The 24,422-nt window shown below is 71.0% G+C and carries 24 protein-coding genes and 1 riboswitch; of the genes, 7 read left to right on the forward strand and 17 right to left on the reverse strand.

Going from position 1 to position 24,422, the window contains the following annotated elements; genetic code table 11:
• Nucleotides 1-49: 49 nt before the first annotated feature.
• The 3 genes from ACY34M_RS12315 to ACY34M_RS12325 are packed head-to-tail and all read right to left on the reverse strand — an operon-like array spanning nucleotide 50 to nucleotide 1,939.
• A complete protein-coding gene (locus ACY34M_RS12315; protein WP_462718467.1) occupies nucleotides 50-802 on the reverse strand; it encodes a DUF3710 domain-containing protein in 753 nt (250 codons plus the stop codon).
• 1 nt (nucleotide 803) lies between these two features.
• The gene (gene dut / locus ACY34M_RS12320; RefSeq protein ID WP_462718575.1) at nucleotides 804-1,349 is read right to left on the reverse strand and encodes a dUTP diphosphatase; all 546 of its coding nucleotides are present in this window, start codon (nucleotides 1,347-1,349) and stop codon (nucleotides 804-806) included.
• A gap of 5 nt (nucleotides 1,350-1,354) precedes the next feature.
• Nucleotides 1,355-1,939 (reverse strand): PaaI family thioesterase, encoded by a 585-nt coding sequence (locus ACY34M_RS12325; protein ID WP_462718468.1) that lies wholly within the window; start codon nucleotides 1,937-1,939, stop codon nucleotides 1,355-1,357.
• A 58-nt stretch (nucleotides 1,940-1,997) separates the two neighbouring features.
• Between ACY34M_RS12325 and ACY34M_RS12330 the strand changes: the two genes are divergently transcribed.
• Nucleotides 1,998-2,447: a DUF3093 domain-containing protein gene (locus ACY34M_RS12330; RefSeq protein ID WP_462718469.1), complete on the forward strand. Its 450-nt coding sequence runs from the start codon at nucleotides 1,998-2,000 to the stop codon at nucleotides 2,445-2,447.
• 31 nt (nucleotides 2,448-2,478) lie between these two features.
• On the opposite strand, the gene ACY34M_RS12335 is transcribed toward ACY34M_RS12330, so the two are convergent.
• The 4 genes from ACY34M_RS12335 to ACY34M_RS12350 all read right to left on the reverse strand — a co-directional run bounded on the left by ACY34M_RS12335 (nucleotide 2,479) and on the right by ACY34M_RS12350 (nucleotide 6,044).
• A complete protein-coding gene (locus ACY34M_RS12335) occupies nucleotides 2,479-3,405 on the reverse strand; it encodes a hypothetical protein (protein ID WP_462718470.1) in 927 nt (308 codons plus the stop codon).
• A 13-nt stretch (nucleotides 3,406-3,418) separates the two neighbouring features.
• Nucleotides 3,419-3,715 (reverse strand): DUF4193 domain-containing protein, encoded by a 297-nt coding sequence (locus ACY34M_RS12340; protein ID WP_018535993.1) that lies wholly within the window; start codon nucleotides 3,713-3,715, stop codon nucleotides 3,419-3,421.
• Nucleotides 3,716-4,141: 426 nt separating this feature from the next.
• Nucleotides 4,142-5,383: a sensor histidine kinase gene (locus ACY34M_RS12345; RefSeq protein ID WP_462718471.1), complete on the reverse strand. Its 1,242-nt coding sequence runs from the start codon at nucleotides 5,381-5,383 to the stop codon at nucleotides 4,142-4,144.
• 7 nt (nucleotides 5,384-5,390) lie between these two features.
• Complete coding sequence (locus tag ACY34M_RS12350; RefSeq protein ID WP_266714992.1) at nucleotides 5,391-6,044, reverse strand: response regulator transcription factor; 654 nt, start codon at nucleotides 6,042-6,044, stop codon at nucleotides 5,391-5,393.
• 340 nt (nucleotides 6,045-6,384) lie between these two features.
• On the opposite strand from ACY34M_RS12350, the gene ACY34M_RS12355 reads away from it, so the two are divergent.
• Entirely contained in the window at nucleotides 6,385-6,558 is a 174-nt protein-coding gene (locus tag ACY34M_RS12355) for a hypothetical protein (RefSeq protein ID WP_356378267.1), read from the forward strand.
• Between the two features lie 111 nt (nucleotides 6,559-6,669).
• Here the strand turns inward: ACY34M_RS12355 and ACY34M_RS12360 are convergent, their stop codons facing one another.
• Together ACY34M_RS12360 and ACY34M_RS12365 are read right to left on the reverse strand one after the other, a co-directional pair.
• A complete protein-coding gene (locus ACY34M_RS12360) occupies nucleotides 6,670-7,503 on the reverse strand; it encodes an inositol monophosphatase family protein (RefSeq protein WP_462718472.1) in 834 nt (277 codons plus the stop codon).
• 10 nt (nucleotides 7,504-7,513) lie between these two features.
• Nucleotides 7,514-8,653, reverse strand: coding sequence for a ferrochelatase (locus ACY34M_RS12365; RefSeq protein WP_462718473.1), 1,140 nt, complete (start codon nucleotides 8,651-8,653; stop codon nucleotides 7,514-7,516).
• Between the two features lie 105 nt (nucleotides 8,654-8,758).
• Between ACY34M_RS12365 and ACY34M_RS12370 the strand changes: the two genes are divergently transcribed.
• Nucleotides 8,759-10,027 carry an MFS transporter gene (locus tag ACY34M_RS12370; RefSeq protein WP_462718474.1) on the forward strand — a complete coding sequence of 423 codons (1,269 nt, stop codon included), beginning with the start codon at nucleotides 8,759-8,761 and terminating at the stop codon, nucleotides 10,025-10,027.
• On the forward strand, nucleotides 9,966-11,306 hold the full coding sequence (locus ACY34M_RS12375) for a D-arabinono-1,4-lactone oxidase (protein WP_462718475.1): 1,341 nt from the start codon (nucleotides 9,966-9,968) through the stop codon (nucleotides 11,304-11,306). The genes ACY34M_RS12370 and ACY34M_RS12375 overlap by 62 nt, the downstream gene beginning before the upstream one ends.
• 33 nt (nucleotides 11,307-11,339) lie before the next feature.
• On the opposite strand, the gene ACY34M_RS12380 is transcribed toward ACY34M_RS12375, so the two are convergent.
• The gene (locus ACY34M_RS12380) at nucleotides 11,340-12,692 is read right to left on the reverse strand and encodes a hypothetical protein (protein WP_462718476.1); all 1,353 of its coding nucleotides are present in this window, start codon (nucleotides 12,690-12,692) and stop codon (nucleotides 11,340-11,342) included.
• A 519-nt stretch (nucleotides 12,693-13,211) separates the two neighbouring features.
• Between ACY34M_RS12380 and sepH the strand changes: the two genes are divergently transcribed.
• A complete protein-coding gene (sepH, locus tag ACY34M_RS12385) occupies nucleotides 13,212-14,294 on the forward strand; it encodes a septation protein SepH (protein WP_462718477.1) in 1,083 nt (360 codons plus the stop codon).
• A 128-nt stretch (nucleotides 14,295-14,422) separates the two neighbouring features.
• Here sepH and ACY34M_RS12390 read toward each other — a convergent pair whose 3' ends face one another.
• Nucleotides 14,423-15,280, reverse strand: coding sequence for a sulfurtransferase (locus ACY34M_RS12390; protein WP_462718478.1), 858 nt, complete (start codon nucleotides 15,278-15,280; stop codon nucleotides 14,423-14,425).
• A gap of 286 nt (nucleotides 15,281-15,566) precedes the next feature.
• On the opposite strand from ACY34M_RS12390, the gene ACY34M_RS12395 reads away from it, so the two are divergent.
• Nucleotides 15,567-16,343, forward strand: a complete 777-nt coding sequence (locus ACY34M_RS12395) for a VOC family protein (protein WP_462718479.1) — start codon at nucleotides 15,567-15,569, stop codon at nucleotides 16,341-16,343.
• A gap of 7 nt (nucleotides 16,344-16,350) precedes the next feature.
• Here ACY34M_RS12395 and ACY34M_RS12400 read toward each other — a convergent pair whose 3' ends face one another.
• The 4 genes from ACY34M_RS12400 to ACY34M_RS12415 form a co-directional block, all read right to left on the reverse strand.
• On the reverse strand, nucleotides 16,351-17,001 hold the full coding sequence (locus ACY34M_RS12400; protein ID WP_462718480.1) for a thymidine kinase: 651 nt from the start codon (nucleotides 16,999-17,001) through the stop codon (nucleotides 16,351-16,353).
• 68 nt (nucleotides 17,002-17,069) lie between these two features.
• Complete coding sequence (locus ACY34M_RS12405) at nucleotides 17,070-18,257, reverse strand: alkaline phosphatase family protein (protein ID WP_462718481.1); 1,188 nt, start codon at nucleotides 18,255-18,257, stop codon at nucleotides 17,070-17,072.
• On the reverse strand, nucleotides 18,254-18,853 hold the full coding sequence (locus tag ACY34M_RS12410; RefSeq protein WP_462718482.1) for a DUF5998 family protein: 600 nt from the start codon (nucleotides 18,851-18,853) through the stop codon (nucleotides 18,254-18,256). The genes ACY34M_RS12405 and ACY34M_RS12410 overlap by 4 nt, the downstream gene beginning before the upstream one ends.
• A gap of 70 nt (nucleotides 18,854-18,923) precedes the next feature.
• Nucleotides 18,924-21,764, reverse strand: a complete 2,841-nt coding sequence (locus ACY34M_RS12415; RefSeq protein WP_462718483.1) for a bifunctional acetate--CoA ligase family protein/GNAT family N-acetyltransferase — start codon at nucleotides 21,762-21,764, stop codon at nucleotides 18,924-18,926.
• Between the two features lie 188 nt (nucleotides 21,765-21,952).
• Between ACY34M_RS12415 and ACY34M_RS12420 the strand changes: the two genes are divergently transcribed.
• Nucleotides 21,953-22,234: an HPr family phosphocarrier protein gene (locus ACY34M_RS12420; RefSeq protein WP_030021209.1), complete on the forward strand. Its 282-nt coding sequence runs from the start codon at nucleotides 21,953-21,955 to the stop codon at nucleotides 22,232-22,234.
• A gap of 202 nt (nucleotides 22,235-22,436) precedes the next feature.
• Here ACY34M_RS12420 and ACY34M_RS12425 read toward each other — a convergent pair whose 3' ends face one another.
• Both ACY34M_RS12425 and ACY34M_RS12430 read right to left on the reverse strand, forming a co-directional pair.
• On the reverse strand, nucleotides 22,437-23,123 hold the full coding sequence (locus tag ACY34M_RS12425) for a GntR family transcriptional regulator (RefSeq protein ID WP_462718484.1): 687 nt from the start codon (nucleotides 23,121-23,123) through the stop codon (nucleotides 22,437-22,439).
• 228 nt (nucleotides 23,124-23,351) lie between these two features.
• A complete protein-coding gene (locus ACY34M_RS12430; protein ID WP_462718485.1) occupies nucleotides 23,352-24,152 on the reverse strand; it encodes a M23 family metallopeptidase in 801 nt (266 codons plus the stop codon).
• A gap of 13 nt (nucleotides 24,153-24,165) precedes the next feature.
• A riboswitch (cyclic di-AMP (ydaO/yuaA leader) is annotated at nucleotides 24,166-24,328 on the reverse strand.
• Nucleotides 24,329-24,422: the final 94 nt, after the last annotated feature.

Genomic DNA, 24,422 nt, shown 5'->3' on the forward strand with positions numbered 1-24,422 from the left:
GCACCCCTCAGGATGCGCGGCCCCGGCCTCGTACGTCGGTGTGAGCGCCTCAGCGGACCTCGGTGATCTCCGGGCCGCGGGCCAGCTGGCCCATGCCGCCGGAGAAGCGCGAGGGCTCCTGGCTGTCGCCCTGGGCCTCGGCGACCATCTGCGCGTCGTCGGGGAGCTTGAGGACGATCGGGTCGCGCGGGGCCATCGGGCCCTCGCCGCGCACCACGACGGTGTCACGGAAGATCTGCTCCAGGAGGCCGGCCGCCTGCGGCTGCACGGCGCCCTGGCCCGAGATCACGCCGCGCAGGAACCAGCGCGGGCCGTCCACGCCGATGAACCGCACGACCTGGAAACCGCCCGTGCCGTCCGGCAGCTGCACCGGCACCTGGGCGCGCAGCTCCCAGCCGAGCGGGCCCTCGACCTCGTCGATCACACCACCCTGCTGGGTGATGCCGGTGGCGATCTCCTCGCGGACCTCGCCCCAGATGCCCTCCTTCTTGGGGGCGGCGAAGGCCTGCAGCTGGATCGCGCTGTCCTGGAGGACCACGGTCGCCGCGACGATCGCGTCGCCCGCGACCTCCACGCGCAGCTCCATGCCCTCTACACCGGGGACGAAGACTCCGCCCAGGTCGACCCGGCCCTCGCCGGGCTCGCGGACCTCGGAGTCGTCCCAGGGACCGTCGGGACGGGGCTCGGGCTCGAGCCGGACGCGCTCCGCGCCCTCTTCGTCCGTGTCGACGCTGTCGACGACCTGCTCGGTCTCGCCGGCCGCATCCTCGGCGGCGCCGTTCTTGTTACGACGTCCGAACACGTCACTGTCCTTCCCGGTCGGATACGACCGAAGCGTATCGATTCCCACCCTTTTGACCGTCCGTGCCGTCGCCGGCCACGGTCGGGTCACCCACGGCGGCATGCCCGCCGGTGGACCCGAAGCCCCCCTCGGCCCGCACCGAATCGGGAAGCTCCGCGACCTCCTGGAAGCGAACCCTCTCGACCTGCTGGACCACCAGTTGGGCAATCCGGTCGAAGCGCTCGAACCGCACACTGTCGCGCGGGTCGAGATTCACCACGATTACCTTGATCTCCCCACGGTACCCGGCATCCACCGTCCCCGGGGCATTCACCAGAGCCACGCCGCAGCGTGCTGCGAGACCGGATCTGGGGTGCACGAAGGCCGCGTACCCCTCCGGCAGGGCGACAGACACACCAGTGGGCAGAACGACCCGCTCTCCGGGCGCGAGTTCGCACGCCTCGGTGGTCCGCAGATCGGCTCCGGCGTCACCGGGGTGCGCGTACGAGGGCAGCGGCACGTCGGGGTCGACGCGCCGTACGAGCACGCCGAGTTGGTTGCCGGTCACTGGATTCACGGATTCACCTCGAAGGCGCGGGCGCGCCTTGCCTGATCGGGGTCGCTCATGGCCGCCTGGATCTCTTCCTCGCGGCCGTTCTCGATGAAGTGATCGACCTTGACCTCGATGAAGAGGGCGTCGGCGCGCACGGCGACGGGCCCGTCGGGGCCGCCGATCCGGCCGGTCGCGGTCGAGTAGATCTTGCGCCCGGCCACGGCCGTCACCTCGGCGGACAGGAACAGCACGGTGTCCACGGGAACGGGCCGCAGGAAGTCGGTCTCGAGCCGGCCGGTCACGGCGATGGCCTGGAGCAGCCAGTTCAGGGAACCGAGCGTCTCGTCGAGCGCGGTCGCGAGGATCCCGCCGTGCGCCAGACCCGGCGCGCCCTGGTGGGCGGGGCGCACGGTGAACTCGGCGGTGATGGTGACGCCTTCACCGGCCCGGGCCTCCAGGTGCAGCCCGTGCGGCTGTTCACCACCGCAACCGAAACAGTGTCCGTAGTGCGCGCCGAGGAGCTCGCCGGGGGCGGGCGCGTCGGGGTGCCGCACCGGGGCTATGGCGTCGGCGGGGGGCGTCAGAGCTGCAGAAGTACCACTCACAGGCGCAGACCTTACCCGCGCGTCCTATCAGGGCACGCATCGTGCCAAGCTTGACCCCATGGAGCTCTCGACGACGCCTTACGACGAACGACTCACCGCACCCCGTTCGTGGTGGCTGATCACGTTCATGGTGGGGGTCGTCGGCGCCATCATCCTGCTGCCCTTCGGCACGTTGCCGCTGCTCGGCGGCTTCGTCGGCGGACTGCTCGTCGCCGCCGTGATCACCAGTTCGTACGGTTCGGCGCGGGTCCGTGTCGTGGCCGACTCGCTGGTCGCGGGCGACGCGAAGATCCCGCTGTCGGCCCTCGGCGAGGTGCACGTCCTGGACGAGGAGGAGGCCCGCGCGTGGCGCACCCACAAGGCCGATCCGCGCGCCTTCATGCTGCTGCGCAGCTATGTCAGGACCGCGGTGCGGGCCGAGATCACCGACCCGTCGGACCCGACCCCGTACGTGTACGTGTCGACGCGCGAACCTGAAGCTTTGGCAAAGGCTCTGCGCGGCGCCTGAGGGCGGGCGCGGACGCCGGTGTGCCGAGGACTCAGTCCTCGATCTCCAGGGCGTCCTGCGGCCTCTCCAGGGGCGGCAGTTCGGGCAGCGCGTCCCAGGGCACCTGGTGTCGTCGCAGGTCCTGACGGACCCGGTCGGCCAGCTTCCTGGTGTCGCGGCGGTTCATGAACGCCCCCACGGCCGCGCCGATCATGAACGGCGTCAGGCTCGGCAGGTTCCGCACCGTGCGCTTCATGATCTGCTGCCGCAGCTCGCGCTTCATCTGCCCGCCGAGCGCGGCGTTGATCGTCACGGGCTTCGCCACGTCGATCCCGCGCTCTTCCGTCCACGCGGTCAGATAGGAGCTGCTGCGGGACTTCAGATTGCCCGGCGGACGCTGTCCGTAGACCTCGTGCAGCTCGGCGATCAGCTTCAGCTCGATCGCGGCGACGCCGGTCACCTCCGCGGCCAACTCGGTGGGCATCGCGGGCGGTACGGGCAGCATCGCGGCGGCGCCGACTCCGGCGCCCACGGTCGACGAGGCGGCACTCGCGCCCGTGACCAGCTTGTCCGCGAGTTCTTCGGGGCCGAGCCCCGGGAACTGCTTGCGGAGCGTCGCCAGGTCCCGCACGGGCACCCGCGGCGCGATGTCGATGATCCGGTCGGCGAGGTAGCCGATGCCGGCCTTGGCGGCGGCGCCACTTCTGGCCAGCCCCGCTCTGGCCGTTCTGGCGCCTCTCGCGACGGCGCCGCCTGTGCGCGCACCGTCCTCTTGGTTCTCTGCGGCTTCGTGCTTCTGTGCCGCTTCGTGGTTCTGTGCCGATTCGAGCGAGGCCTCTTCTCCGGGGGCACCGGGTGTCCCGGGTGCTCCTGGGAAAGAGCCTCGCTCGTCGTCACGCACGGCCTCTGACGGGCCTTGAGCCGTCCCGCGGAGCTTGTTGCGGGAGCGGCGCTTCCAGGACGGGGTCGAGCCGGTCATGCCCGACCCCGCCTCAGTCGCAGTCGCGGCAGATGGGCTGCCCGTTCTTCTCCCGCGCGAGCTGGCTGCGGTGGTGCACCAGGAAGCAGCTCATGCAGGTGAACTCGTCCTGCTGCTTGGGCAGGACGCGGACGGCCAGCTCTTCGTTCGAGAGGTCGGCGCCCGGAAGCTCCAGGCCCTCCGCCGCCTCGAACTCGTCCACGTCGACGTTCGAAGCCGACTTGTCGTTACGCCGGGACTTCAGTTCCTCAATGCTGTCTTCGTTGAGGTCGTCATCCGTCTTGCGTGGGGTGTCGTAATCCGTTGCCATGTCGCTCTCCCCCTCTGGGTGTCTGCGGTGTCTCAAGCGCCGTAACGCATGAGAGGCCGGACTTGTGCCCGACCTGAGGCGGAGATTTTGCCTCACATCAAGGTCTGTTACTCAATCGACACCCAACTGGACCCCTCACGAGTGATCGTCTTGGGTGGCGAACGGGACCGTACACGGTCCGATTGCCGCACTGCACGGGCGCCACCCCGTGTACTTCCCGTGATCAAGGCGCCCGAAAACCCGGATTTTCCCGGCTTTCACACGGCTTTTGCGATCACGGAGAGTGGACGGCCGAAAAAATGCCCATGTGATCGATCACACACGACGTTCTCCGGCGCAGGTCCGGAAAATTCAGCCAAAAGCGAACTGTCCAGCGCGTCGGCGGCAGCATGTCAGATCCGTGGGCGGCACGCACGTCGAACCGGCCTAGATCGGCAGGGTGACCCGCATCACGAGCCCACCCCCCTCACGCGGCTCGGCGGTGATGCGGCCCCCGTGGGCCCGGGCGACGGACCGGGCGATGGAGAGCCCGAGGCCCACGCCCTTGTCACTGCCGGTGCGCTCGGTACGCAGCCGCCGGAACGGTTCGAAGAGGTTGTCGATCTCGTACGCGGGGACCACCGGACCCGTGTTCGCCACCACCAGGACCGCCTGGCCGTGCTGGGCCTCCGTGTCCACCTGCACCCATCCCCCTTCGGGGATGTTGTAGCGGACGGCGTTCTGTACGAGGTTCAGGGCGATGCGCTCAAGGAGCACGCCGTTACCCTGGATGACCGATTCCTTGCACTCGCCGCGGATCTCCACGCCCTTCTCGTCGGCCTCGGCCCTGGCCTGGTCGATCGCCTGCGAGGCGACCTCCGCCAGGTCCACGGGCTTGCGCTCGACGATCTGGTTGTCGCTGCGGGCGAGCAGCAGCAGGCCCTCCACGAGCTGCTCACTGCGCTCGTTCGTGGCGAGCAGCGTCTTGCCGAGCTGCTGGAGCTCCACGGGGGCGCCCGGATCGGAGAGGTGCACCTCGAGGAGGGTGCGGTTGATCGCGAGCGGTGTGCGCAGCTCGTGCGAGGCGTTGCCGACGAAGCGCTGCTGGGCCGTGAAGGCGCGCTCCAGGCGGTCCAGCATCTCGTCGAAGGTGTCCGACAACTCCTTGAGCTCGTCGTCCGGGCCGTCCAGCTCGATGCGGCGCGTGAGGTCCGTGCCGGCGACCCGGCGCGCGGTGCGCGTGATCCGGCCGAGCGGGGACAGGACGCGCCCCGCCATGGCGTAGCCGAAGGCGAAGGCGATGACGGCGAGGCCCATCAGGGCCATCAGGGAGCGGCTGAGGAGCACGTCGAGGGCGTGCTGTCGCTGCTTGTTGACGCAGCCGTTCATCAGGTCGTTCAGCTCGCTCGCCGAGATGTTCCCCGGCGGGAAGTTGCAGCTGGCGCTGACGACGTGCCCGTCGGTGACCTTGAACGGCAGATCGCCTCCCACGTCGAGGGCCTGCGCCGCCAGCAGATAGATGATCGAGAGCAGCAGGATGCCCGCGATGAGGAACATGCCGCCGTACAGCAGCGTGAGCCTTATCCGGATGGTCGGTCGGAGCCAGGGGAAGGGCGCTTCCGCCTTCGTGCCGGGCTTCCATGTCGGTTTCGGTGGCGCCTGGGAGGGTGGCGCGGGTGCGGCGGCCATCTAGGGATCAGATCCGGTAGCCCGAGCCGGGCACGGTGACGATGACGGCGGGCTCGCCCAGCTTGCGGCGCAGGGTCATCACGGTGACCCGCACGACGTTGGTGAACGGGTCCGTGTTCTCGTCCCAGGCCTTCTCCAGGAGCTGCTCGGCCGAGACGACGGCGCCCTCGCTGCGCAGCAGCACTTCGAGGACGGCGAACTCCTTGGGGGCGAGCTGGATCTCCTTGCCGTCCCGGAACACCTCTCGGCGGTTCGGGTCGAGCTTGATCCCCGCGCGCTCGAGCACGGGCGGCAGGGGCATGCTCGTACGGCGTCCGAGGGCCCGTACGCGGGCCGTCAGCTCGCTGAACGCAAAGGGCTTGGGCAGATAGTCGTCCGCCCCGATCTCCAGGCCCTCCACGCGGTCGCTGACGTCGCCGGAGGCGGTCAGCATGAGGATGCGGGTGGGCATGCCCAGCTCGACGAGCTTGCGGGCCACGTCGTCGCCGTGCACGAGCGGGAGGTCGCGGTCGAGGACGACCACGTCGTAGTCGTTGACGCCGATGCGCTCCAGGGCGGCCGCACCGTCGTACACGACGTCGACGGCCATGGCCTCCCGGCGCAGTCCGGTGGCCACCGCATCGGCGAGCAGTTGCTCGTCCTCGACGACGAGTACGCGCACGTCGCTTGTCCTTCCTCTGGTCTCCCACCGGCGCGTTTCTCGGGCGCGCGGGCAGGCTCGGTGTTGGGCTGTGGTCACCATCCTGCCCCTTTCGGCCATAAACCGGCTGTAAGGCGGACGGGCGTCCGGGGAATGCGGGATTTTCTGTCAGGGTCGAGGTTTCTCCCGAAGGGAGCTTGGGGAGGACGGCTGTACACCCGCGATCACGCTTTGTATGTGGCATGCCACGAGCCGCTGTCGAGACCGCACATCCGCCAGGGGCGACACGGGACGTGATCGACCCTTCCTAGGGCACACCCCCGTGCCATCGACCCACGACCCAGGACGAGGGGGCGCAACCATGGACGCATTTACGGCAGGACTTCTGCAGCGCATTAGGGCGGCCGAGACCGACCTGACGCGGGCGCGCGAGACCGGTGACGACTTCCTTGCCGAGGTCGAGCAGGGCGAGCTGGACGACCTCCGCCGCCTCGCCGCCGAGCACGGCGTGGAGGTTCACGCCTCGAGCGTCTGACGCACGAAGAAGGGCCCCGGCGCCTGGTTCGATCCAGGCGGGCGCCGGGGCCCTTTCGTGTGCCGTGTGCGCCGTCACGGCTTGCGCCGCGCGTGCCGTGGGGCGGAAGGCTCAGTCGTGCCAGGCACCGAGCTCTTCCAGCCGATTCTGGAGCGGCTCGAACAGGCCGGGGGGCGCGGCGACGGTCAGTTCCGGCGAGAGGGGCTCTCCGGGGCGGCCGCCGGTGAGGGCGCCCGCCTCGCGCGCGATGAGGTCGCCGGCCGCGAAGTCCCAGGGATTCAGGCCGCGTTCGAAGTAGGCGTCGAGGCGGCCGACCGCCACGTCGCACAGGTCGATGGCGGCCGAGCCGCCGCGCCGGATGTCGCGCACGCTCGGCACCAACTGGCGCAGCACGTCGGCCTGTCGGGCGCGACGGGATTCGAGGTAGCCGAATCCGGTGCCGACGAGGGCCTGTTCGAAGGGCGGCGCCACGCGCACGCGGGCGGGCCGGTCGTTCACGAAGGCGCCCTCGCCGAGGACGGCGCGGTAGGTCTCGCCGCGCATCGGGGCGGCGACGACGCCGACGAGCGTCTCGCCGTCCTTGAAGGCCGCGATGGAAACGGACCATTCCGGGCGCCCGTAAAGGTAGTTGACGGTGCCGTCGATGGGGTCGATCACCCACTGGACGCCGCTGGTGCCCTGCGTGGAGGAGCCCTCCTCGCCGAGCACCCCGTCGTCGGGGCGGCGCTCGGCCAGGTAGTCCGTGATCAGCTTCTCGGAGGCGATGTCCATCTCGGTGACGACGTCGACGGCGCTCGTCTTGGTGGCGGCGACGCCGAGGTCCTCGGGCCTGCCGTCGCGCAGGAACACACCGGCTCGGGCGGCCGCCTCCAGGGCGATGTCGAGCAGCTCCGCCTTGAGGGGCGCGAGGTCGTCGGCGGCGTGGGCCGCCCGGGGATCGGTCACGTGACTGTCCTTATGCGTACGGGCTGTCGGCACCGGCCGCAGCGGGCTTGGGGGTGCGGGCCGGGCAGCAGCCCACGGGACACAGGTCGTGGCTCGCGCCGAGCGCGCCGAGTGCGCAGGGTGTGACGTTCCTGCCGCTCTCGGTCGACGCCCGCTCCAGGATCAACTCCCGTACGGCGGCGGCGAAGCGCGGGTCGGCTCCCACGGTGCAGGACCGGCGCACCGGAAGGCCCAGTTCCGCCGCCTTGGCCTCGGCCTCGGTGTCGAGGTCGTAGAGGACCTCCATGTGGTCGGAGACGAAGCCGATGGGCGCCATGACGACGGCGGGGACGCCTGCCTCGTGGCGCTCCTCCAGGTGGTCGCAGATGTCGGGCTCGAGCCACGGGATGTGCGGGGCGCCGGAGCGCGACTGGTAGACGAGCTGCCAGGGGTGCTCGACGCCGGTCTCCTCGCGCACCGCGTCGGCGATCAGCCCGGCGACGTCCAGGTGCTGCTTCACGTACGCCCCGCCGTCCCCGTGCTCCTCGGGCCGCCCGGAGGTGTCGGCCGCCGCGGTCGGGATGGAGTGCGTGGTGAAGGCGATGTGGGCGCCGTCGCGGACGTCCTCGGGGAGCTCCGCGAGGGACTTCAGGACGCCGTCGACCATGGGGCGCACGAAGCCGGGGTGGTTGAAGTAGTGCCGCAGCTTGTCGATCCTCGGCAGCTCCAGGCCCTCGGCCTCCAGCGTCGCGAGCGCCTCCGCGAGGTTCTCCCGGTACTGGCGGCAGCCCGAGTACGAGGCGTACGCGCTGGTGGCGAGGACGAGGACGCGGCGGTGGCCGTCGGTGACGAGCTCGCGCAGGGTGTCCGTCAGGTACGGCGCCCAGTTGCGATTGCCCCAGTAGACCGGCAGCTCCAGGCCGTGGTCGGCGAAGTCCTTGCGGAGGGCGTCGAGCAGGGCCCTGTTCTGCTCGTTGATCGGGCTGACTCCGCCGAACAGGAAGTAGTGCTGTCCGACCTCCTTGAGCCGCTCCGTGGGGATGCCTCGACCGCGCGTCACGTTCTCCAGGAACGGGACGACGTCCTCGGGGCCCTCCGGGCCGCCGAACGAGAGCAGCAGCAGGGCGTCGTAAGGGCGGGCATCGGGGCTGGCAGCGTGCGCTTCTGGCATGTGTTCGATCCTGCCACCCGGCACTGACAGGCGAGAAACCGCCACGTGTCGATCTTTGACAGGCGTAAGCTGTATCGACCGGTTTTACGCCTTACTGGAGTCGAGTTGCCCAGCCCCTACCGCGCCATATTCGCCCTTCCGGGCACCAAGAGCTTCTCCGCGGCGGGGCTCCTGGGCCGGATGCCCCTGTCGATGATGGGCATCGGCATCGTCACGATGATCTCCCAGCTGACCGGCCGCTACGGGCTCGCCGGCGCGCTGTCCGCGACCGTGGCACTGTCCGCCGCCCTGATCGGACCGCAGATCTCCCGCCTCGTCGACCGGCACGGGCAGCGGCGGGTGCTCCGTCCCGCCACGCTGGTCTCGCTCGTCGCGGTCGCCGGACTCCTGCTGTGCGCGAAGTACACGGCGCCGGACTGGACGCTCTTCGCGTGCGCGGCGCTCGTCGGCTGCGTCCCGAGCGTCGGCTCGATGATCCGCTCACGCTGGGCGGCCCTCTACGGAGACGTGCCGCGGCAGCTGCACACCGCGTACTCCTTCGAGTCGGTGCTGGACGAAGTGTGCTTCGTGTTCGGGCCGATCATCTCCATCGGCCTGTCGACCGTGTGGTTCCCGGAGGCAGGTCCCCTCCTGGCGGGCTGCTTCCTCGCGGTCGGCGTCTTCTGGCTGACCTCGCAGCGGGCCACGGAGCCGACGCCGCACCCTCGTGAGCAGCACAGTCGCGGATCGGCGCTCCGCGCGCGCGGGTTGCAGGTCCTGGTGGCGACCTTCGTCGCGACGGGCGCGATCTTCGGGTCGATCGACGTCGTCACGGTGGCCTACGCAGAGGATCTCGGCCACAAGTCGATGGCGAGCGTGGTGCTCGCCGTCTACGCGACCGGCTCCTGCCTCGCGGGCGCCCTGTTCGGCCTGCTGCACTTCAAGGGAGCGCCCGCTCCCAGGTGGCTGGTGGGTGTCGTCACGATGGCCGTGAGTATGATCCCCCTCCAACTGGTCGGGAACCTGCCACTCCTGGCCGTGGCGCTCTTCGTCGCGGGCCTGTCCGTCGCACCGACGATGATCACGACGATGGCCCTCGTCGAGCAGCACGTACCTCGCGCGAAGCTGACCGAGGGCATGACCTGGGTGAGTACCGGACTCTCGGTCGGCGTCGCGCTCGGTTCCTCCGTGGCCGGCTGGGTGATCGACGCGGCCGGGGCGGGTGCCGGGTACGCGGTGCCGGGGGTCTCCGGCGCCGTCGCGGTCCTCGTCGGGCTCCTGGGCTATCGCCGGCTGAAGCGGCCGGTTGTTCCGCAGCGGGGAGGAAGCACCGATGAGCACGGCGCAAACGGGCAGGCAGACGGGCACCCGGAAGAGCAGCGAAGCCTGGCGTAACTGGGCGGGGAACGTCACGGCGCGCCCCATGCGCGAGGTGACGCCCGCGTCCGTCGAGGAGCTGACCGCGGCGGTGCGCGGCGCCGCCGAGGACGGCCTGAAGGTGAAGGCCGTCGGCTCGGGCCACTCCTTCACAGCGGCGGCCGCGACCGACGGCGTATTGATACGCCCTCAACTGTTGACCGGCATCCGCAGCATTGACCGGGAGAACGGGACCGTCACGGTCGAGGCCGGCACCCCGCTCAAGCGACTCAACATGGCCCTGGCCCGCGAAGGCCTGTCGCTCACGAACATGGGCGACATCATGGAGCAGACGGTCTCCGGCGCCACCAGCACCGGCACCCACGGCACGGGCCGCGACTCCGCTTCGATCGCCGCGCAGATCAAGGGACTTGAGCTGGTCACCGCGAGTGGCGAACTCCTCACCTGCTCCGAACAGGAGAACCCCGAGGTCTTCACGGCCGCCCGGATCGGCATCGGCGCCCTCGGCATCGTCACGGCGATCACCTTCGCCGTGGAGCCGATCTTCCTGCTCTCCGCGCGCGAGGAGCCGATGAGCCTCGACCGGGTGCTCACGGACTTCGACGCGCTGCACGCCGAGAACGAGCACTTCGAGTTCTACTGGTTCCCGCACACCGGCAGCTGCAACACCAAGCGCAACAACCGCAGCGCCGGACCTGAGGCCCCCGTCTCGAAGCTGAGCAGCTTCGTCGAGGACGAACTGCTCTCCAACGGCATGTTCCAGGTGGTCAATTCGATCGGCCGCGCCGTGCCCGCCACGATCCCGTCGATCGCCAAGATCTCCAGCCGGGCGCTGTCCTCCCGGACGTACACGGACATTCCCTACAAGGTCTTCACGTCGCCGCGCCGCGTGCGCTTCGTGGAGATGGAGTACGCGGTTCCGCGCGCGGCCCTCGTGGACACGCTGCGCGAGCTGAGGTCCATGGTCGACCGCTCACGTCTGCGGATCAGCTTCCCCGTGGAGGTCCGCACCGCCCCGGCCGACGACATCGCGCTGTCCACGGCGTCCGACCGCGACACCGCCTACGTGGCCGTGCACATGTACAAGGGGACGCCCTACCACCGGTACTTCACCGCGGCGGAGCAGATCTTCACCGCTCATGAGGGCCGCCCGCACTGGGGCAAGATGCACACGCGCGATGCCGAGTACCTCGCGCGCGCGTACCCGCGCTTCGAGGAGTTCACGGCGCTGCGCGACCGCCTGGACCCGGACCGCGTGTTCGGCAACGCCTATCTGCGGCGGGTCCTCGGCGACTGATCCGGCCTCCCCCGGCCCCGAAGGGGCCTTCGGTCACTCCGACTGCGGCACGACGTCCGAGCCCTGCGTGGGCGCGGTGCTCGGGTTGGTGCCGCTGTCCGAACCGGAGTCGGAACCGCTACCGGAATCCGAGCCGGAGTCGGATCCACTGTCCGAACCGGAGTCCGAACCGGAGTCGGAGCCCGAGTCCGAGCCGGAATCGGAGGACCCGCTGTCCGAGCCGGAGTCCGAGCCCGTGCCCGAGCCGCTGGAGCTGCCCGTCGACGGCGTGGCGCTCGGGTCCGGGACGGTGGTACCGGAGTCGTTGTTCTGGTCGGTACCGGACCCCGAACCCGTGCTGCTGCCGTCGGACGGCGTCTGCGTCGTTTCCGGAGTCGGGTTGTCGCTGCCGGAGGACGAGCTCCTCCCCTTGAAGGCGTCGCCGATGGTGGTGCCGCGACCGCCACCGCCGAAGGTCTGGCCCGACACCAGTTCGTACGTCGTGATCCCGCCCATGGTGACGCCGAACACGACCGCCGCGGCGACCAACGGCCGCTTCCAGCTCTTGATGCTCGAACGGTGCACGGTGCCCTCGGTGAACTCGTCGCCGAGGTCCGCGTCCCCGTCGCCGCCCTCGCCGCCGATGCTCCCGCCGTCGGCGTGCTCGGCGTCCGTGACGCGCAGCATCCGCGTCGCCTGATCGACCGTCTCGGGCCTGAGCAGCTGGGTCTTCTCGGGGTCGGCCGCGGCGGAGAGGGTCCCGGCGGACAGCAGTTGCGTCTTGTCGGTGTCCTCGTCGGCCCAGAGGTCGGCCACGGCGCCCGTGTCGAGCAGTTGCGTCCCCTCGGTGGCGGAGGTCTCTCCCACGGCCGCGGTCCGCTCCCCGGTGGAGATCTGCTGCATGGCGGTGGCCTTCTCCATGGCGGAGAGCTGCGGCGGCGCCGTCTCCTCGGCCTCCGCGGACCGGATCTTCGACATCCCCCAGTTCGTGGTCGTCGGCAGCGCCGTCACGGCGGGCCGGGCCGCCGGCGGCCCGGATCCCGTGGCCATGGAACGCGTCGCGTCCATCGAGGAGTCCGAGCGGAACGTGCGGGGCACGGGGGTCCCCTGCGCCGTCACCGGCACCTTCCGGGTCTTCGGCTTCGGCACCCGGACGTCGCGTATCTGCTCGCCGGTGCGCCGGAAGAAGTGCTGGAAGAGCGTGCCTCCGCAGGTGGCCAGGGCACTGACCACACCGGCACCGAGGATCGTTCCGTAGACGCCGAGGCCCGAGGCGAGCTTCGCGGCCACGACGGCGGCCACCGCACTGCCCGCCACCTGCGGCACGCTCAGATCCAGCCGCTTCCTCTTGGGCTCTTCCGCCAGCTCTTCCGCTATGTCCTCGGGGATCTCCGGCTTCTTGCCCATTTTCGGACCTGGCCTACCTTTCTCGACAAAACCGCCCACGCCTCAGCGAAGCTCCCAAGAGTAAGCGAACTCCCCAGGACGCATGAGAAAGGACGAACCAAGGGAGGAATCAGTTCCAGTTCCGGAGATTTCGTGAAGCAGAACACGCGCACCCCTCACATCCCCCACCAAGGTTCGGGGCCCGCGACCTCAACTCCCGCACCCCGAGAGAACTTCGGCGGCGTGCCGATCCACGCGAGTGGCCCGAATGGAGTACTGTTGCGAGCCCTGGGTCCGGTCTCCCGCCAGGGTGCTCGGGTCCCGAAAGGGCCGTGGGGAGGGGGTTCGCTGCACAGGGTGACGGAGTCCGTCACTTAGCGTTGCGAATAGGTAACCGTGCCATAACGGCGATCCAGGGCCCATGCCCGACACGCCGGGCAACTCGGCAAGGTTGTGGCAGGCTGCACCCGGGCAGGCCACACTCGACTAGCGGAAGCAGCGACGCACGTGACGTCGGCAGGCACCACCCGGGAGGTCCCCATGCCCGAACTGCGTGTCGTGGCCGTCTCTAACGACGGCACACGGCTGGTGCTGAAGGCTGCGGACAGCACGGAGTACACGCTGCCGATCGACGAGCGCCTCCGGGCCGCCGTACGCGGCGACCGTCCGCGCCTCGGCCAGATCGAGATCGAGGTGGAGAGCCACCTCCGCCCACGCGACATCCAAGCGCGTATACGGGCAGGCGCGACCGCGGAAGAGGTCGCACAGTTCGCCGGCATTCCGGTGGACCGCGTCCGTCGCTTCGAGGGCCCCGTGCTCGCGGAGCGCGCGTTCATGGCCGAGCGCGCCAGAAAGACTCCCGTGCGCCGCCCCGGCGAGAACGCCGGACCCCAGCTGGGTGAGGCGGTGCAGGAGCGCCTCCTGCTGCGCGGCGCCGACAAGGACACGGTCCAGTGGGACTCCTGGCGCCGCGACGACGGCACCTGGGAGGTCCTGCTCGTCTACCGGGTCGCGGGCGAACCGCACTCGGCGAGCTGGACGTACGACCCGCCCCGCAGGCTCGTCCAGGCCGTCGACGACGAGGCGCGCTCGCTGATCGGCGAGTCCGACGACATCGGCACGCCCGAACCCACGTTCCCGTTCGTGCCGCGCATCGCACGGCTGCCCAGGGACCGTCCCCTCGACCGCGCCCTGGACCGGCAGCTCGAGCGCCCGACGGCGCCCGCCGAGCCGGAGCCGGACGAGACCGAGCTCCCGGCGATCGCCTCCTCGGCCTCGCCGGAGCGCGACTCGCTGACCAGCCTCCTGGAGGCCGTGCCCAGCTACCGAGGCGATCTCGCGGTGCCCGAGCGTCCCGCGGTGGCCCCCGAGCCGCCGCAGGAGGAGCCCGAGCCGCCCGCGGCCGCCGAGGTGGAGGAGCCGCCCGCGCCCGCCGCTTCGGCCGGTGCCGGATCGGCGTACGCGGACATCCTGATGCCGCGCGCCGTGGCCGGTCACCGCGACCGCCTCACCGGCACCACCGACCGCCAGGCGGAGGCCGACGGGGTGCGGCCCGGCCGCCGCGCCGCCGTACCGAGCTGGGACGAGATCGTCTTCGGCACGCGCCGCAAGAAGCAGGAGTAGCCGGGGCAGCTGGGCGGCAGTCGGGCCAATCCGGATTGCCGGGCAGCCACGTCGTGTACTTGTACGCAGCGGGGACCCGCGCCGTTCAGTCGGCGCGGGTCCCCTCTGCATCTGCGTACGGCGGGCCGCTACTGCGGGTCCGGCCCGGTCGCCACCGGGCGCGCCTCGTCGGCGGACCACTGGGACCAGGAGCCGACGTACAACCGGGCGTCGATGCCGGCCACGGCGAGCGCAAGGATCTCGTGCGCTGCCGAGACACCCGAGCCGCAGTAGACGCCGACCTGGCCCGGATCGCCGTTCGCACCAAGGGACTTGAAGCGCTCGGCGAGCTCGGCGGCCGGGCGGAAGCGGCCGTCCTCGCCGACGTTCTCCGTGGTCGGGGCGGACACCGCGCCGGGGATGTGGCCGCCGACGCGGTCGATGGGCTCCACGTCACCGCGGTAGCGCTCGGCGGCGCGGGCGTCCAGGAGCAGACCTGAGCGGGCCAGGGCCGCGGCGGCGTCCGCGTCGAGCAGTCCGGTGGCACCGGGTGCAGGCTCGAAGGTGCCCGGCTCCGGCGTCGGGGTCTCGGTCTCCAGAGGCCCGTTCCACGCGGCGAGCCCGCCGTCGAGCACCCGCACGGACGGATGACCCGTCCAGCGCAGCAGCCACCAGGCACGCGCCGCGGCCCAGCCCTGCCCGCCGTCGTACACAATGACGTCGCGGTCCGCCGAGACTCCGGCCGCGCGCATCGCCGCACCGAACGCGGACATCTCGGGCAGGGGGTGCCGGCCGTCGCCCGGTCCCGCACGACCGGCGAGTTCCGTGTCGAGATCGACGTAGACCGCGCCCGGGACATGGCCCGCCGCGTACTCGGCGCGGCCGTCGAAGGCGGGCGCTCCCGCGGCCTTGGCGACGCTGAGCTGCCAGCGGACGTCGAGCAGGACGGGCGGGCGCGCCCCCGCCAAATCGCGCGCAAGTTCGGATGCAGAGATGATGGCATTCATGGGCCCATCCTTGCTCATGCTCTGGCCCGTGCGCCCGTGGTCGTATAGCGTGCTCGATCAACTACCGAGCGTCTCGATGCCGGACATGGACCGAACGTGGCCCGGGCATGGCGTCGAAACGTGTGCGAAACACCATTTCGGGCACTCCCACCGTGGGAGACCGAAGGCTTCGGCGCGGCCGAGGAGCGCTGTGCGGCACCGAGTGCCACCATCAGCACGGGCGCCACACGACACGTGGGGTCCCGAGCCGACGGCCCGAGGGTTCCGTTCCGAGGAGAGAGTGACGATGACCGAGGCAGCAGCCCGGCGCGCACCGGGCACCCCTTGCTGGGTGAGCCTGATGGTGCACGGCATGGCCGCGACCCAGGAGTTCTACGGGGCGCTGTTCGGCTGGGAGTTCAGGCCCGGCCCGCAACAACTCGGCCCGTACGTGCGGGCGCTCCTCGACGGCAAGGAGGTCGCCGGGATCGGCCAGCTGCCGCCCGAGCGCCAATTGCCGATCGCCTGGACCCCATACCTGGCCTCGGACGACGTGGACGCCACGGCCGAGACGGTGCGGCACTGCGGCGGCACGGTGGGCGTGGGCCCGCTGGACGCCGGGGAGGCCGGCCGGATGGCGGTCGGATGCGACCCGGCGGGCGCGGTGTTCGGCGTCTGGCAGGCCGCCGAGCACGTGGGCACGGCCGTGACCGGGGTGCCGGGCGCGATGGCGTGGACCGAGCTGGTGACGCGGGAGACCGCGAGCGTCGCGAAGTTCTACCAGGCGGTCTTCGGCTACACCGAAGAGGCCGTCGTCTCCGCCGACTTCGACTTCCTGACCCTGCACCTGGAGGGCCGTCCGGTGGCCTCCGTGCACGGCATCGGGCACGCCCTGCCGCACGACCAGGGCCCGCACTGGATGACGTACTTCGAGGTCGGGGACGTCGACGAGGCGGTGGAACGGGTCGCCGACCTGGGTGGCCACGTGATCTCCCCCGCGCGCGAGGGCGCGCACGGGCGGGTCGCGACGGTGGCGGATCCGGAAGGGGCCGAGTTCTCTGTGGTGACGTCGCGGGACGCGTAGCCGCGGATCAGGCCGAGCCGACCGGCAGCACGTCCGGGGACAGCGCCGCCGCGTGCGACGTGGCACTCGTCATCCGCCTCCGGTGATGGCGGCGGCACAACACCTCGTAGCCGACCTCGTCCGGCGTCCGGTTCACGTCGCCGACCACCACCTGGGCGCCCTCGACGACCATCGCGCCGTTGACGGTGCGGGCGTTGTGCGTGGCGCGGGCGCCGCACCAGCAGAGCGCCTCGACCTGCAACACCTCTACGCGGTCGGCGAGTTCGACCAGGCGCTGGGAGCCGGGGAAGAGCTTGGAGCGGAAGTCGGTGGTGATGCCGAAGGCGAAGACGTCGAGTTCCAGCTCGTCGACGACGCGGGCGAGTTGATCAATCTGTACGGGGGCGAGGAACTGCGCCTCGTCCGCGATCACGTAGTCCACCTTCCCGCCGTGCGAGAGGTGATCGACCACGTACGCGTACACATCCAGGTCGTCCGCGACCTCCACGGCGTCCGTGACCAGGCCGAGGCGCGAGGAGAGCTTGCCCTCCCCCGCCCGGTCGTCGCGGGTGAAGATGAGGCCCTGGAGGCCACGCGCCGAGCGGTTGTGCTCGATCTGCAGAGCGAGGGTCGACTTCCCACAGTCCATGGTTCCGGAGAAGAACACCAGCTCGGGCATGGGAGGTTGAGCACCTTTCGCGTTGCGTGAGGGGGTGGCCGCCGAGGCGGCGCGAGCGGCGGGAGGGGTCAGGACCGCACTTCCAGCAGCGGTACGTGCTGCTCCGCCGGGGTCATCGAGCCGTGGTTGCCAACCATCAGGGATTCCTTCGGCTCGCTCTGCGACGCGATGATGAGCACGTCGTCACGGGCCGCGGCGATCACGTCGCCGAGGCGGTCGTACACACGTTGATCAACCTGTGGACCGAACCAGCCGGCCGCGACCGCCTCGTCGCGCGACGCGATCCAGAACTGCTCACCGAGCACATCGCGCCACACCGCCAGAACGTCGCCCGCCGCTCCCGGCACCGCGTACACGTGGCGGGCGCGGCCCTCGCCGCCGAGCAGGGCGACGCCCGCGCCCAGCTCCCAGTCCTCGTCGAAGTCGATACGGGACTGCTCGTCGAACGGGATGTCGACCATGCCGTGGTCGGCGGTGACATACAGGGCGCTGCGCGGCGGCAGTTGCTCGGCGAGGCGCTGCGCGAGGCGGTCGACGTACATGAGCTGTCCGCGCCAGGGATCGGAGTCGACGCCGAAGCGGTGCCCCTTGCCGTCGACCTCGCTGTAGTACGTGTAGACCAACGACCGGTCCCCCGCGGCCAGTTGCTCGGCGGCCAGGTCCATGCGGTCCTCGCCGGAGAGACGGCCGTGGAACGTGCCGCCGCTGAGAGCGATCTTGGTGAGGGGTGTCGTCTCGAAGTGGGGAGCGGAGACCTGCGCCGTGTGGATGCCCGCCTCGTGGGCGCGCTGGAAGATCGTCGGGTACGGCTGCCAGACCTCCGGCTTCGTCCACGGGTTCCAGCGGAGCTGGTTCATCAGCTCGGCGGTCGCCGGGTTGCGCACCGTGTAACCGGGCAGGCCGTGCGCGCCGGGCGGCAGTCCCGTGCCCACGGAGGCGAGGGAGGTCGCGGTGGTCGCCGGGTAGCCCGCGGTGATCGGGCTGCCGGTGCCGCCGCGCGAGGACGGTATGAGGGAGGCGAGGAACGGGGCCTCGTCCGGGTGCGCCTTCAGCTGCTCCCAGCCCAGGCCGTCGATCAGGAACACGCAGGCGCGGTCGACCGGCTGAAGCTCCGGGATCCCGGCGGTGCAGCCGGGCACGCCCAGATGGGCGCCGATCGTGGGCAGCAGGTCGGCGAGGGATCCGGTGCCGTACGCCGGGACGGGAGCGGTGTGGACGGGCAGCGGCTCTACGTCGTCCCAGGCGGCTTGCGTCATCGGCGTCCCGCGTCCGCGATGGCCTCGGAGAGGGACTGGGAGAAGGTCAGGGCCTGGCGCACGGTCTCCGGACCGTCCCCGGCCTCGCTGACGCGCAGGCTCAGGTCGTCCGCCGTCGTGTTGCCCGTGTATCCGTGGTCCGCCTCGCAGTTCGGATCGCCGCAGGTCGCGGGCTCCAGGTCGATGCGGGACACGGCGCCCCACCCGATGGTGAGCACGACTTCGCGGGGCAGCGACCCCGGAACGTACTTCTCCGGGTTGGCGACGACGCGGCTGAGCACGACCGACGAGATCCGGCCGATCTGCACGGACTCCGTGGACGTCGTCGCGTACGACGTCGGGGACGTGCTGTCGGCTGCCTGCTCGTCGGTGTGGCTGACGATGAAGCGGCTGTCGGTCAGGACCAGGACGGTGACATGACGGCGAACCTCGTTCGCATCGAACGTGGTCTCCTGGTGCACCAGATACGACGAGATCGGCTCGCCGCCGACCGCGGCCTCCACGGCCTCGGCCACGAGAGCCGGGTAGTAGCCGCTGCGCTCGATCGCCGTGCGGAGCCCTTGGGTCGTCGTACTGGTCTTGGCCATGGGGTCCATCCTAAGGCCCGAAAAGAGACTGCCGTTGCCCCTGTGGACAACCCTCCGTGGGGGCATGTGACGAGGTGGTTCAGTAGGCGGCGGGCAGGGTGCGCGGGCCGAGGTCGGTGCGGGCGGGCGGGGGCGCGAGCCGGACGGAGGCGCCGAGGACGGTGAGGCCGCGCTCCGCCACGACGACGGGTTCGAGGGCGACCGCGACGACCTCGGGGTGGTCGTCGACCAGGCGCGACACGCGCTGCAACAACTCCTCCAGCGCGGGCGTGTCCACGGGGGCCGCGCCGCGCCAGCCGAACAGGATCGGGGACGTCTTGATCGACCGCACGACCGCCTGCGCGTCCTTGTCGGTCACCGGGATCAGACGGTGCGCCGTGTCGCCCAGCAGTTCGGAGGCGGCTCCGGCGAGCCCGAAGGAGAGCACGGCGCCCGCGGCCGGGTCGATGACGGCCCGCACCACGGTGTCGACTCCGCGCGGCGCCATCGACTGCACGACCGGCCGCAGTTCGGCGGGCTTGCCCAGGCGCTGGGTCAGGTCCTCGTAGGCGCGCCGCAGCTCTCCCTCACCGGACAGGTCGAGGCGTACGCCGCCGAGGTCGGCGCGGTGCCGCAGGTGCGGGGCCGTCGTCTTCAGGGCCACCGGGTAGCCGAGCGAGCGGGCCGCCTCCACGGCCTCGTCCGGCCCCGGCGCGGGCAGCGTGGGGCGTACGTCGATGCCGTAGCGGGCGAGGAGCGCGCGGGCGTCCTCCGGGGCGAGGTCGGCGCCCTTCGGCGTGCTGTCCTTCGCGAGCAGTTCCGCGATCAGCTCGGCGGCCCCCTGCTCGTCGACGGCGTCGTACTCGGGCACCTTGCCGGGCTCGGCCGCGTCGCGCCGCCACTGGGCGTACTTGGCGACCTGGGAGAGCGCGCGGACGGCACGCTCGGCGGCCGGGTAGGCAGGGATGAGGCGCGGGGCGGCGTCCTGCGGGGCCGGGGTGCCTTCGGGGGCGTCGGGCGTCGTGGGGGCGGAGCGCTGCTGCGGGGTGCCCGGCGCGTTGGGCCCCGTGCTGGTCGCGGCGGAGAGCGCTTCCGCGAGGCCACCGAGCTCGACGTGCACGACGAGCACCGGCTTCGTGGGGCCGGTGGCGGCGGCCGCGCTCAGGGCGGCCGCGAGTTCCGCGTCCTCCGAGGGGCCCTCCCCCACGGCCGGTATCGCGGTGACCACGACGGCGTCGGTCTTCTCGTCGGCCAGGGCCTGCTCCAGCGCGGCCCGGAAGTCGGCGGCGGAGGCGGCCGTCGTCAGGTCCAGCGGCGGCTTGGGGCGCAGCCCTTCGGAGAGGCACACGTCGTAGGTGAGGAGGCCGAGCGACTCCGAGTTGCCCAGGATGGCGACGCGCGGCCCCTCGGGCAGCGGCTGGCGGGCCAGCAGAAGTCCGGTGTCCACGAGTTCGGTGATCGTGTCGACCCGGATGACACCCGCCTGGCGCAGCAGCGCGGACACGGTGGCGTACGGGAGACGGGTGGCGCGGACCGCGTGCCCGGTGGGGGCGATGCCGCTGTGCCGGGCGCCCTGCACGACCACGAGGGGCTTGGCGGCGGCGGTGCGGCGGGCGAGGCGGGTGAACTTGCGGGGGTTGCCGATCGATTCGAGGTACATGAGGGCGACATCGGTGTCGGCGTCGTCGTACCAGTACTGAAGGACGTCGTTCCCGGAGACGTCCGCGCGGTTGCCCGCGGAGACGAACGTGGAGACCCCACTGGCCCCGGTGACGCCGCCGCCCCTGCGGTGCAGTCGGGACAGGAGCGCGATGCCGATGGCGCCGGACTGGGCGAACAGGCCGATGCGGCCGGGGCGCGGCATCTCGGGGGCGAGCGAGGCGTTGAGCCGTACCTCCGGAGAGGTGTTGACGATCCCGAAGGCGTTCGGCCCCACGATGCGCATTCCGTAGCTGCGGGCCTGGCGGACCAGGGCGCGCTGGCGCTCACGGCCCTCGTCGCCGCTCTCGGCGTAGCCGGCGGAGACCACGACGAGGCCCTGCACGCCGCGCTCGCCGCATTCGGCGACGACTTCGGGGACGTCGGGGGCGGGCACGGCGACGACGGCCAGGTCGACCGGGGCCGCCGGGTCGATGTCGCGCACGGAGCGGTGGGCGGGTACGCCGTCGATCTCCGTGACGTCGTCCCCGAACGCCTGGTTCACCGCGTACAGGCGTCCGGTGAAGCCGGCGTCCTTCAGGTTGTCCAGAACGCTGCGGCCCACTCCTCCGGCCGCACGCCCCACTCCGATCACGGCGACGGAGCCGGGGGCGAGCAGACGCTGCACCGAGCGGGCCTCGGCGCGCTGCTCGCGCGCGTGCTGCACCGCGAGCGAGGCCTCCGTGGGCTCGATGTCGAACTCCAGGCGGACGACGCCGTCCTCGAAGCTGCGCTTCTGCGTGTATCCGGCATCCCGGAACACCTTGATCATCTTGGTGTTGGCGGGCAGCACCTCGGCGGCGAACCGGCGGATGCCGCGCTCACGGGCGACGGCCGCGATGTGCTCCAGGAGGGTGGAGGCGACCCCGCGCCCCTGGTGGGCGTCCTGCACGAGGAAGGCGACCTCCGCCTCGTCGGCGGGCGCGGTGGCGGGCATCCCGTGCGCGTTGATCCTGTCGTAGCGCACCGTGGCGATGAACTCGCCGCCCACCGTCGCCGCGAGGCCGACCCGGTCCACGTAGTCGTGATGGGTGAAGCGGTGCACGTCCTTGGCGGACAGGCGGGGGTAGGGCGCGAAGAAGCGGTAGTACTTCGACTCGTCCGAGACCTGCTCGTAGAAGCTGGTCAGGTGCTCGGCGTCCGCCGTGGTGATGGGCCTGATCCGCGCGGTGCCGCCGTCGCGCAGCACTACGTCGGCCTCCCAGTGGGCGGGATACGCATGCCGGTCCGACGGGATCTCCATGTCGCAAGAGTAGGGCCGGGCACCGACAACCGTCGGCCGGTCGTACGGGTCGCGGCCCGCGCGGACGGAAGGCACCCTATGGAGGACCGAAGGGCCGTGCCGACGAGGACCCGGGTCCGCGTTACGCACGCCTCCCGGTATGGAACACTGGTCTAGACAACCGTGAGACACCTGAAGGGCAGCATCACATGGCTGAGCGCCGCGTCAACGTCGGCTGGGCCGAGGGCCTCCACGCCCGCCCCGCCTCCATCTTCGTCCGCGCGGCCACGGCGGCCGGCGTTCCCGTGACGATCGCCAAGGCCGACGGCAACCCCGTCAACGCCGCCTCCATGCTGGCCGTGCTGGGCCTCGGCGCCCAGGGTGGCGAGGAGATCGTGCTGGCCTCCGACGCCGAGGGCGCGGACGCCGCGCTCGACCGTCTGGCGAAGCTGGTCGCCGAGGGTCTCGAGGAGCTCCCCGAGACCGTCTGACACAAAGACAAAAGCAGTACTGAAAAGCCGCGCGCCCCCTTTCGGGGCGTGCGGCTTTTTAGTTCCGCTCACGCGATGCGAATTCCAAAGAATCGGGCAGCAGAAATTGATTCGCACCAAATTCAGGGTTCTCGAATCGCCCGAACAGCTCGACTTCAAGCCGCTCCATGAATAGCGCACTTCTTTGTATACGGCGCCGTTGTTAAACCTGGTGCCCCACCGTGTTGACTGCATGTTGCGAAGTCCTCACACGCTCGCCCGCGCGGGGGACGCGCAGCCGATGCGCGGCCGTCGCGCGCTCCGTGTGCAGCGCGGCCAGGGCGCGGGCGCGCTCCGCGTCGCCGCGCGCCACGGCGTCGACGATGGCTCCGTGCTCGGCCCAGGACTCGGCGGGCTGGGCCGGGCTCTCCACGGTGTACATCCAGGCGATCTTGTGCCGGAGCTGGGTGAGCAGGGCGATCAGACCGGGGCTTGCGGAGGCCTGGGCGAGCGTCTCGTGGAACCAGCCGCCCAGGGAGCGAAGGTCCTCGTTCTGCCCCCGCCTGGAGCGCTCCTGACCCAGCCTGACCAGGCCGCGCAGGACCTTGAGATGGGCTTCGGTGCGGCGCTGCGCGGCGCGGGCGGCGCCCATGGGTTCGAGCAGCATGCGGATCTCCAGGAGGTCGGCCGCCTCCCGCTCGGTGGGTTCGGCCACGCACGCGCCCGCGTGCCTGCGCGTGACGACGAAGCCCTCCGCCTCCAGGGTGCGCAGCGCCTCGCGGACGGGCACGCGCGAGACCCCGTAGCGACGCGCGAGCAGCTCCTCGGTGAGCCTGCCGCCGCGCTCGTAGACCCCGGCGACGATGTCGTCACGGATCGCCGTGCATACCGAGTGCGCGGGAATGCGCATGAGTCGACCTCCGCCTTGATCCCCGCGAAAAGCGGTCGATTGACGCCCGTGCAAGCGCGAATGACACGCGGCCGGAGCACTTGTCCAATGACTCTATTCCACCGACCCCGAATTTCCGACGCGGGAGCGGAATCCGGGGTTATTTTTTGGACAACGCAGACCCGCGCACGCGAAAGCCCCGGCTCGGGTGAGCCGGGGCTTTCGACGCGTGTGCGTGTGCCGGGTGGGTCAGACGTTCACACCGTGCTGGCGCAGGTACGCGACGGGGTCGATGTCCGAGCCGTAGTCCGGGCTGGTGCGGGCCTCGAAGTGGAGGTGCGGGCCCGTGACGTTGCCGGTGGCGCCGGAGAGGCCGATCTGCTGGCCGGGGGTGACGTCCTGGCCGACGGAGACGCCGATCGACGACATGTGACCGTACTGGGTGTACGTACCGTCGTTCATCTTGATCACGACGTTGTTGCCGTACGCGCCGCCCCAGCCGGCCTCGACGACGGTGCCCCTGCCGACCGCGTGCACCGAGGTGCCGCTGGAGGCGTGGAAGTCGATGCCGGTGTGGCTGCCGGAGGACCACAGGCCGCTGCTGGACTGGTAGGCGGTGGAGACGTACGAGCCGGATATCGGCGACACGAAGCTGTTCAGGCGCTTGCGCTCGGCCTCACGGGCGGCGCGCTCCTTGGCCTCGCGCTCCTTCTTGGCCTTCTCGGCGGCCCGCTTCTTGGCCTCCGCCTCGGCCTTGCGCTTGGCCTCCTCGGCCTTCTTCTTGGCCTCGGCCTCGGCCTTCGCCTTGGCGGCGGCCTTCTGCTGCGCGGAGGCCTGCGCGTCGATCTGCTCCGCGAGGGAGTCGCCGATGGCCACGGCCTGCGTGAGGCCGTCGTGCGGGGCGACCGCGGTGTCGGCGGCGAGGGCGGGGGCGGCGAGACCGCCCACCACGCCCGTCGTGGTGATGGCGGCGACGCCCGCGACCTGAGCGGTGGTACGCGTCAGGCGGCTGGGACGGCGGTGCTTCCCGGTGGCACGGGTGAACCCCATGAAGTGGCTGGTCCTTTCCTTCCTTCTCGCCTACCGGGTTAGCTGACGGGTTCGGAGCAGGAAGGTCTCCTACGGGCCCCCTCCCCTCGCGGGAAGAGCGCCCGATTCACCCCAGGGACTTCGGTGGGTCCCCGGCTCCCCTGGCTCGCACCATGGGGACTCGGCGATGACTGTCCGGTGTCGCGGGCGCGACGTACGTCTGGCGGACAGCCGGAGGGAACGCTAAGCGGGGCGTCTTGGGATCGACAAACAGAACCCGTGTTTTGTAGT

The sequence above is a fragment of the Streptomyces sp. EDA2-14 genome, assembly GCF_054963755.1.

Bases quoted from the DNA above. Each gene is read 5' to 3' on its own strand.
- ACY34M_RS12330 (WP_462718469.1), top strand. From the start codon at position 1,998: ATGGAGCTCTCGACGACGCCTTACGACGAACGACTCACCGCACCCCGT.
- ACY34M_RS12335 (WP_462718470.1), bottom strand. From the start codon at position 3,405: ATGACCGGCTCGACCCCGTCCTGGAAGCGCCGCTCCCGCAACAAGCTC.
- ACY34M_RS12340 (WP_018535993.1), bottom strand. From the start codon at position 3,715: ATGGCAACGGATTACGACACCCCACGCAAGACGGATGACGACCTCAAC.
- ACY34M_RS12345 (WP_462718471.1), bottom strand. From the start codon at position 5,383: ATGGCCGCCGCACCCGCGCCACCCTCCCAGGCGCCACCGAAACCGACA.
- ACY34M_RS12355 (WP_356378267.1), top strand. From the start codon at position 6,385: ATGGACGCATTTACGGCAGGACTTCTGCAGCGCATTAGGGCGGCCGAG.
- ACY34M_RS12365 (WP_462718473.1), bottom strand. From the start codon at position 8,653: ATGCCAGAAGCGCACGCTGCCAGCCCCGATGCCCGCCCTTACGACGCC.
- ACY34M_RS12375 (WP_462718475.1), top strand. From the start codon at position 9,966: ATGAGCACGGCGCAAACGGGCAGGCAGACGGGCACCCGGAAGAGCAGC.
- ACY34M_RS12380 (WP_462718476.1), bottom strand. From the start codon at position 12,692: ATGGGCAAGAAGCCGGAGATCCCCGAGGACATAGCGGAAGAGCTGGCG.
- sepH (WP_462718477.1), top strand. From the start codon at position 13,212: ATGCCCGAACTGCGTGTCGTGGCCGTCTCTAACGACGGCACACGGCTG.
- ACY34M_RS12390 (WP_462718478.1), bottom strand. From the start codon at position 15,280: ATGAATGCCATCATCTCTGCATCCGAACTTGCGCGCGATTTGGCGGGG.
- ACY34M_RS12395 (WP_462718479.1), top strand. From the start codon at position 15,567: ATGACCGAGGCAGCAGCCCGGCGCGCACCGGGCACCCCTTGCTGGGTG.
- ACY34M_RS12400 (WP_462718480.1), bottom strand. From the start codon at position 17,001: ATGCCCGAGCTGGTGTTCTTCTCCGGAACCATGGACTGTGGGAAGTCG.
- ACY34M_RS12405 (WP_462718481.1), bottom strand. From the start codon at position 18,257: ATGACGCAAGCCGCCTGGGACGACGTAGAGCCGCTGCCCGTCCACACC.
- ACY34M_RS12410 (WP_462718482.1), bottom strand. From the start codon at position 18,853: ATGGACCCCATGGCCAAGACCAGTACGACGACCCAAGGGCTCCGCACG.
- ACY34M_RS12415 (WP_462718483.1), bottom strand. From the start codon at position 21,764: ATGGAGATCCCGTCGGACCGGCATGCGTATCCCGCCCACTGGGAGGCC.
- ACY34M_RS12420 (WP_030021209.1), top strand. From the start codon at position 21,953: ATGGCTGAGCGCCGCGTCAACGTCGGCTGGGCCGAGGGCCTCCACGCC.
- ACY34M_RS12425 (WP_462718484.1), bottom strand. From the start codon at position 23,123: ATGCGCATTCCCGCGCACTCGGTATGCACGGCGATCCGTGACGACATC.
- ACY34M_RS12430 (WP_462718485.1), bottom strand. From the start codon at position 24,152: ATGGGGTTCACCCGTGCCACCGGGAAGCACCGCCGTCCCAGCCGCCTG.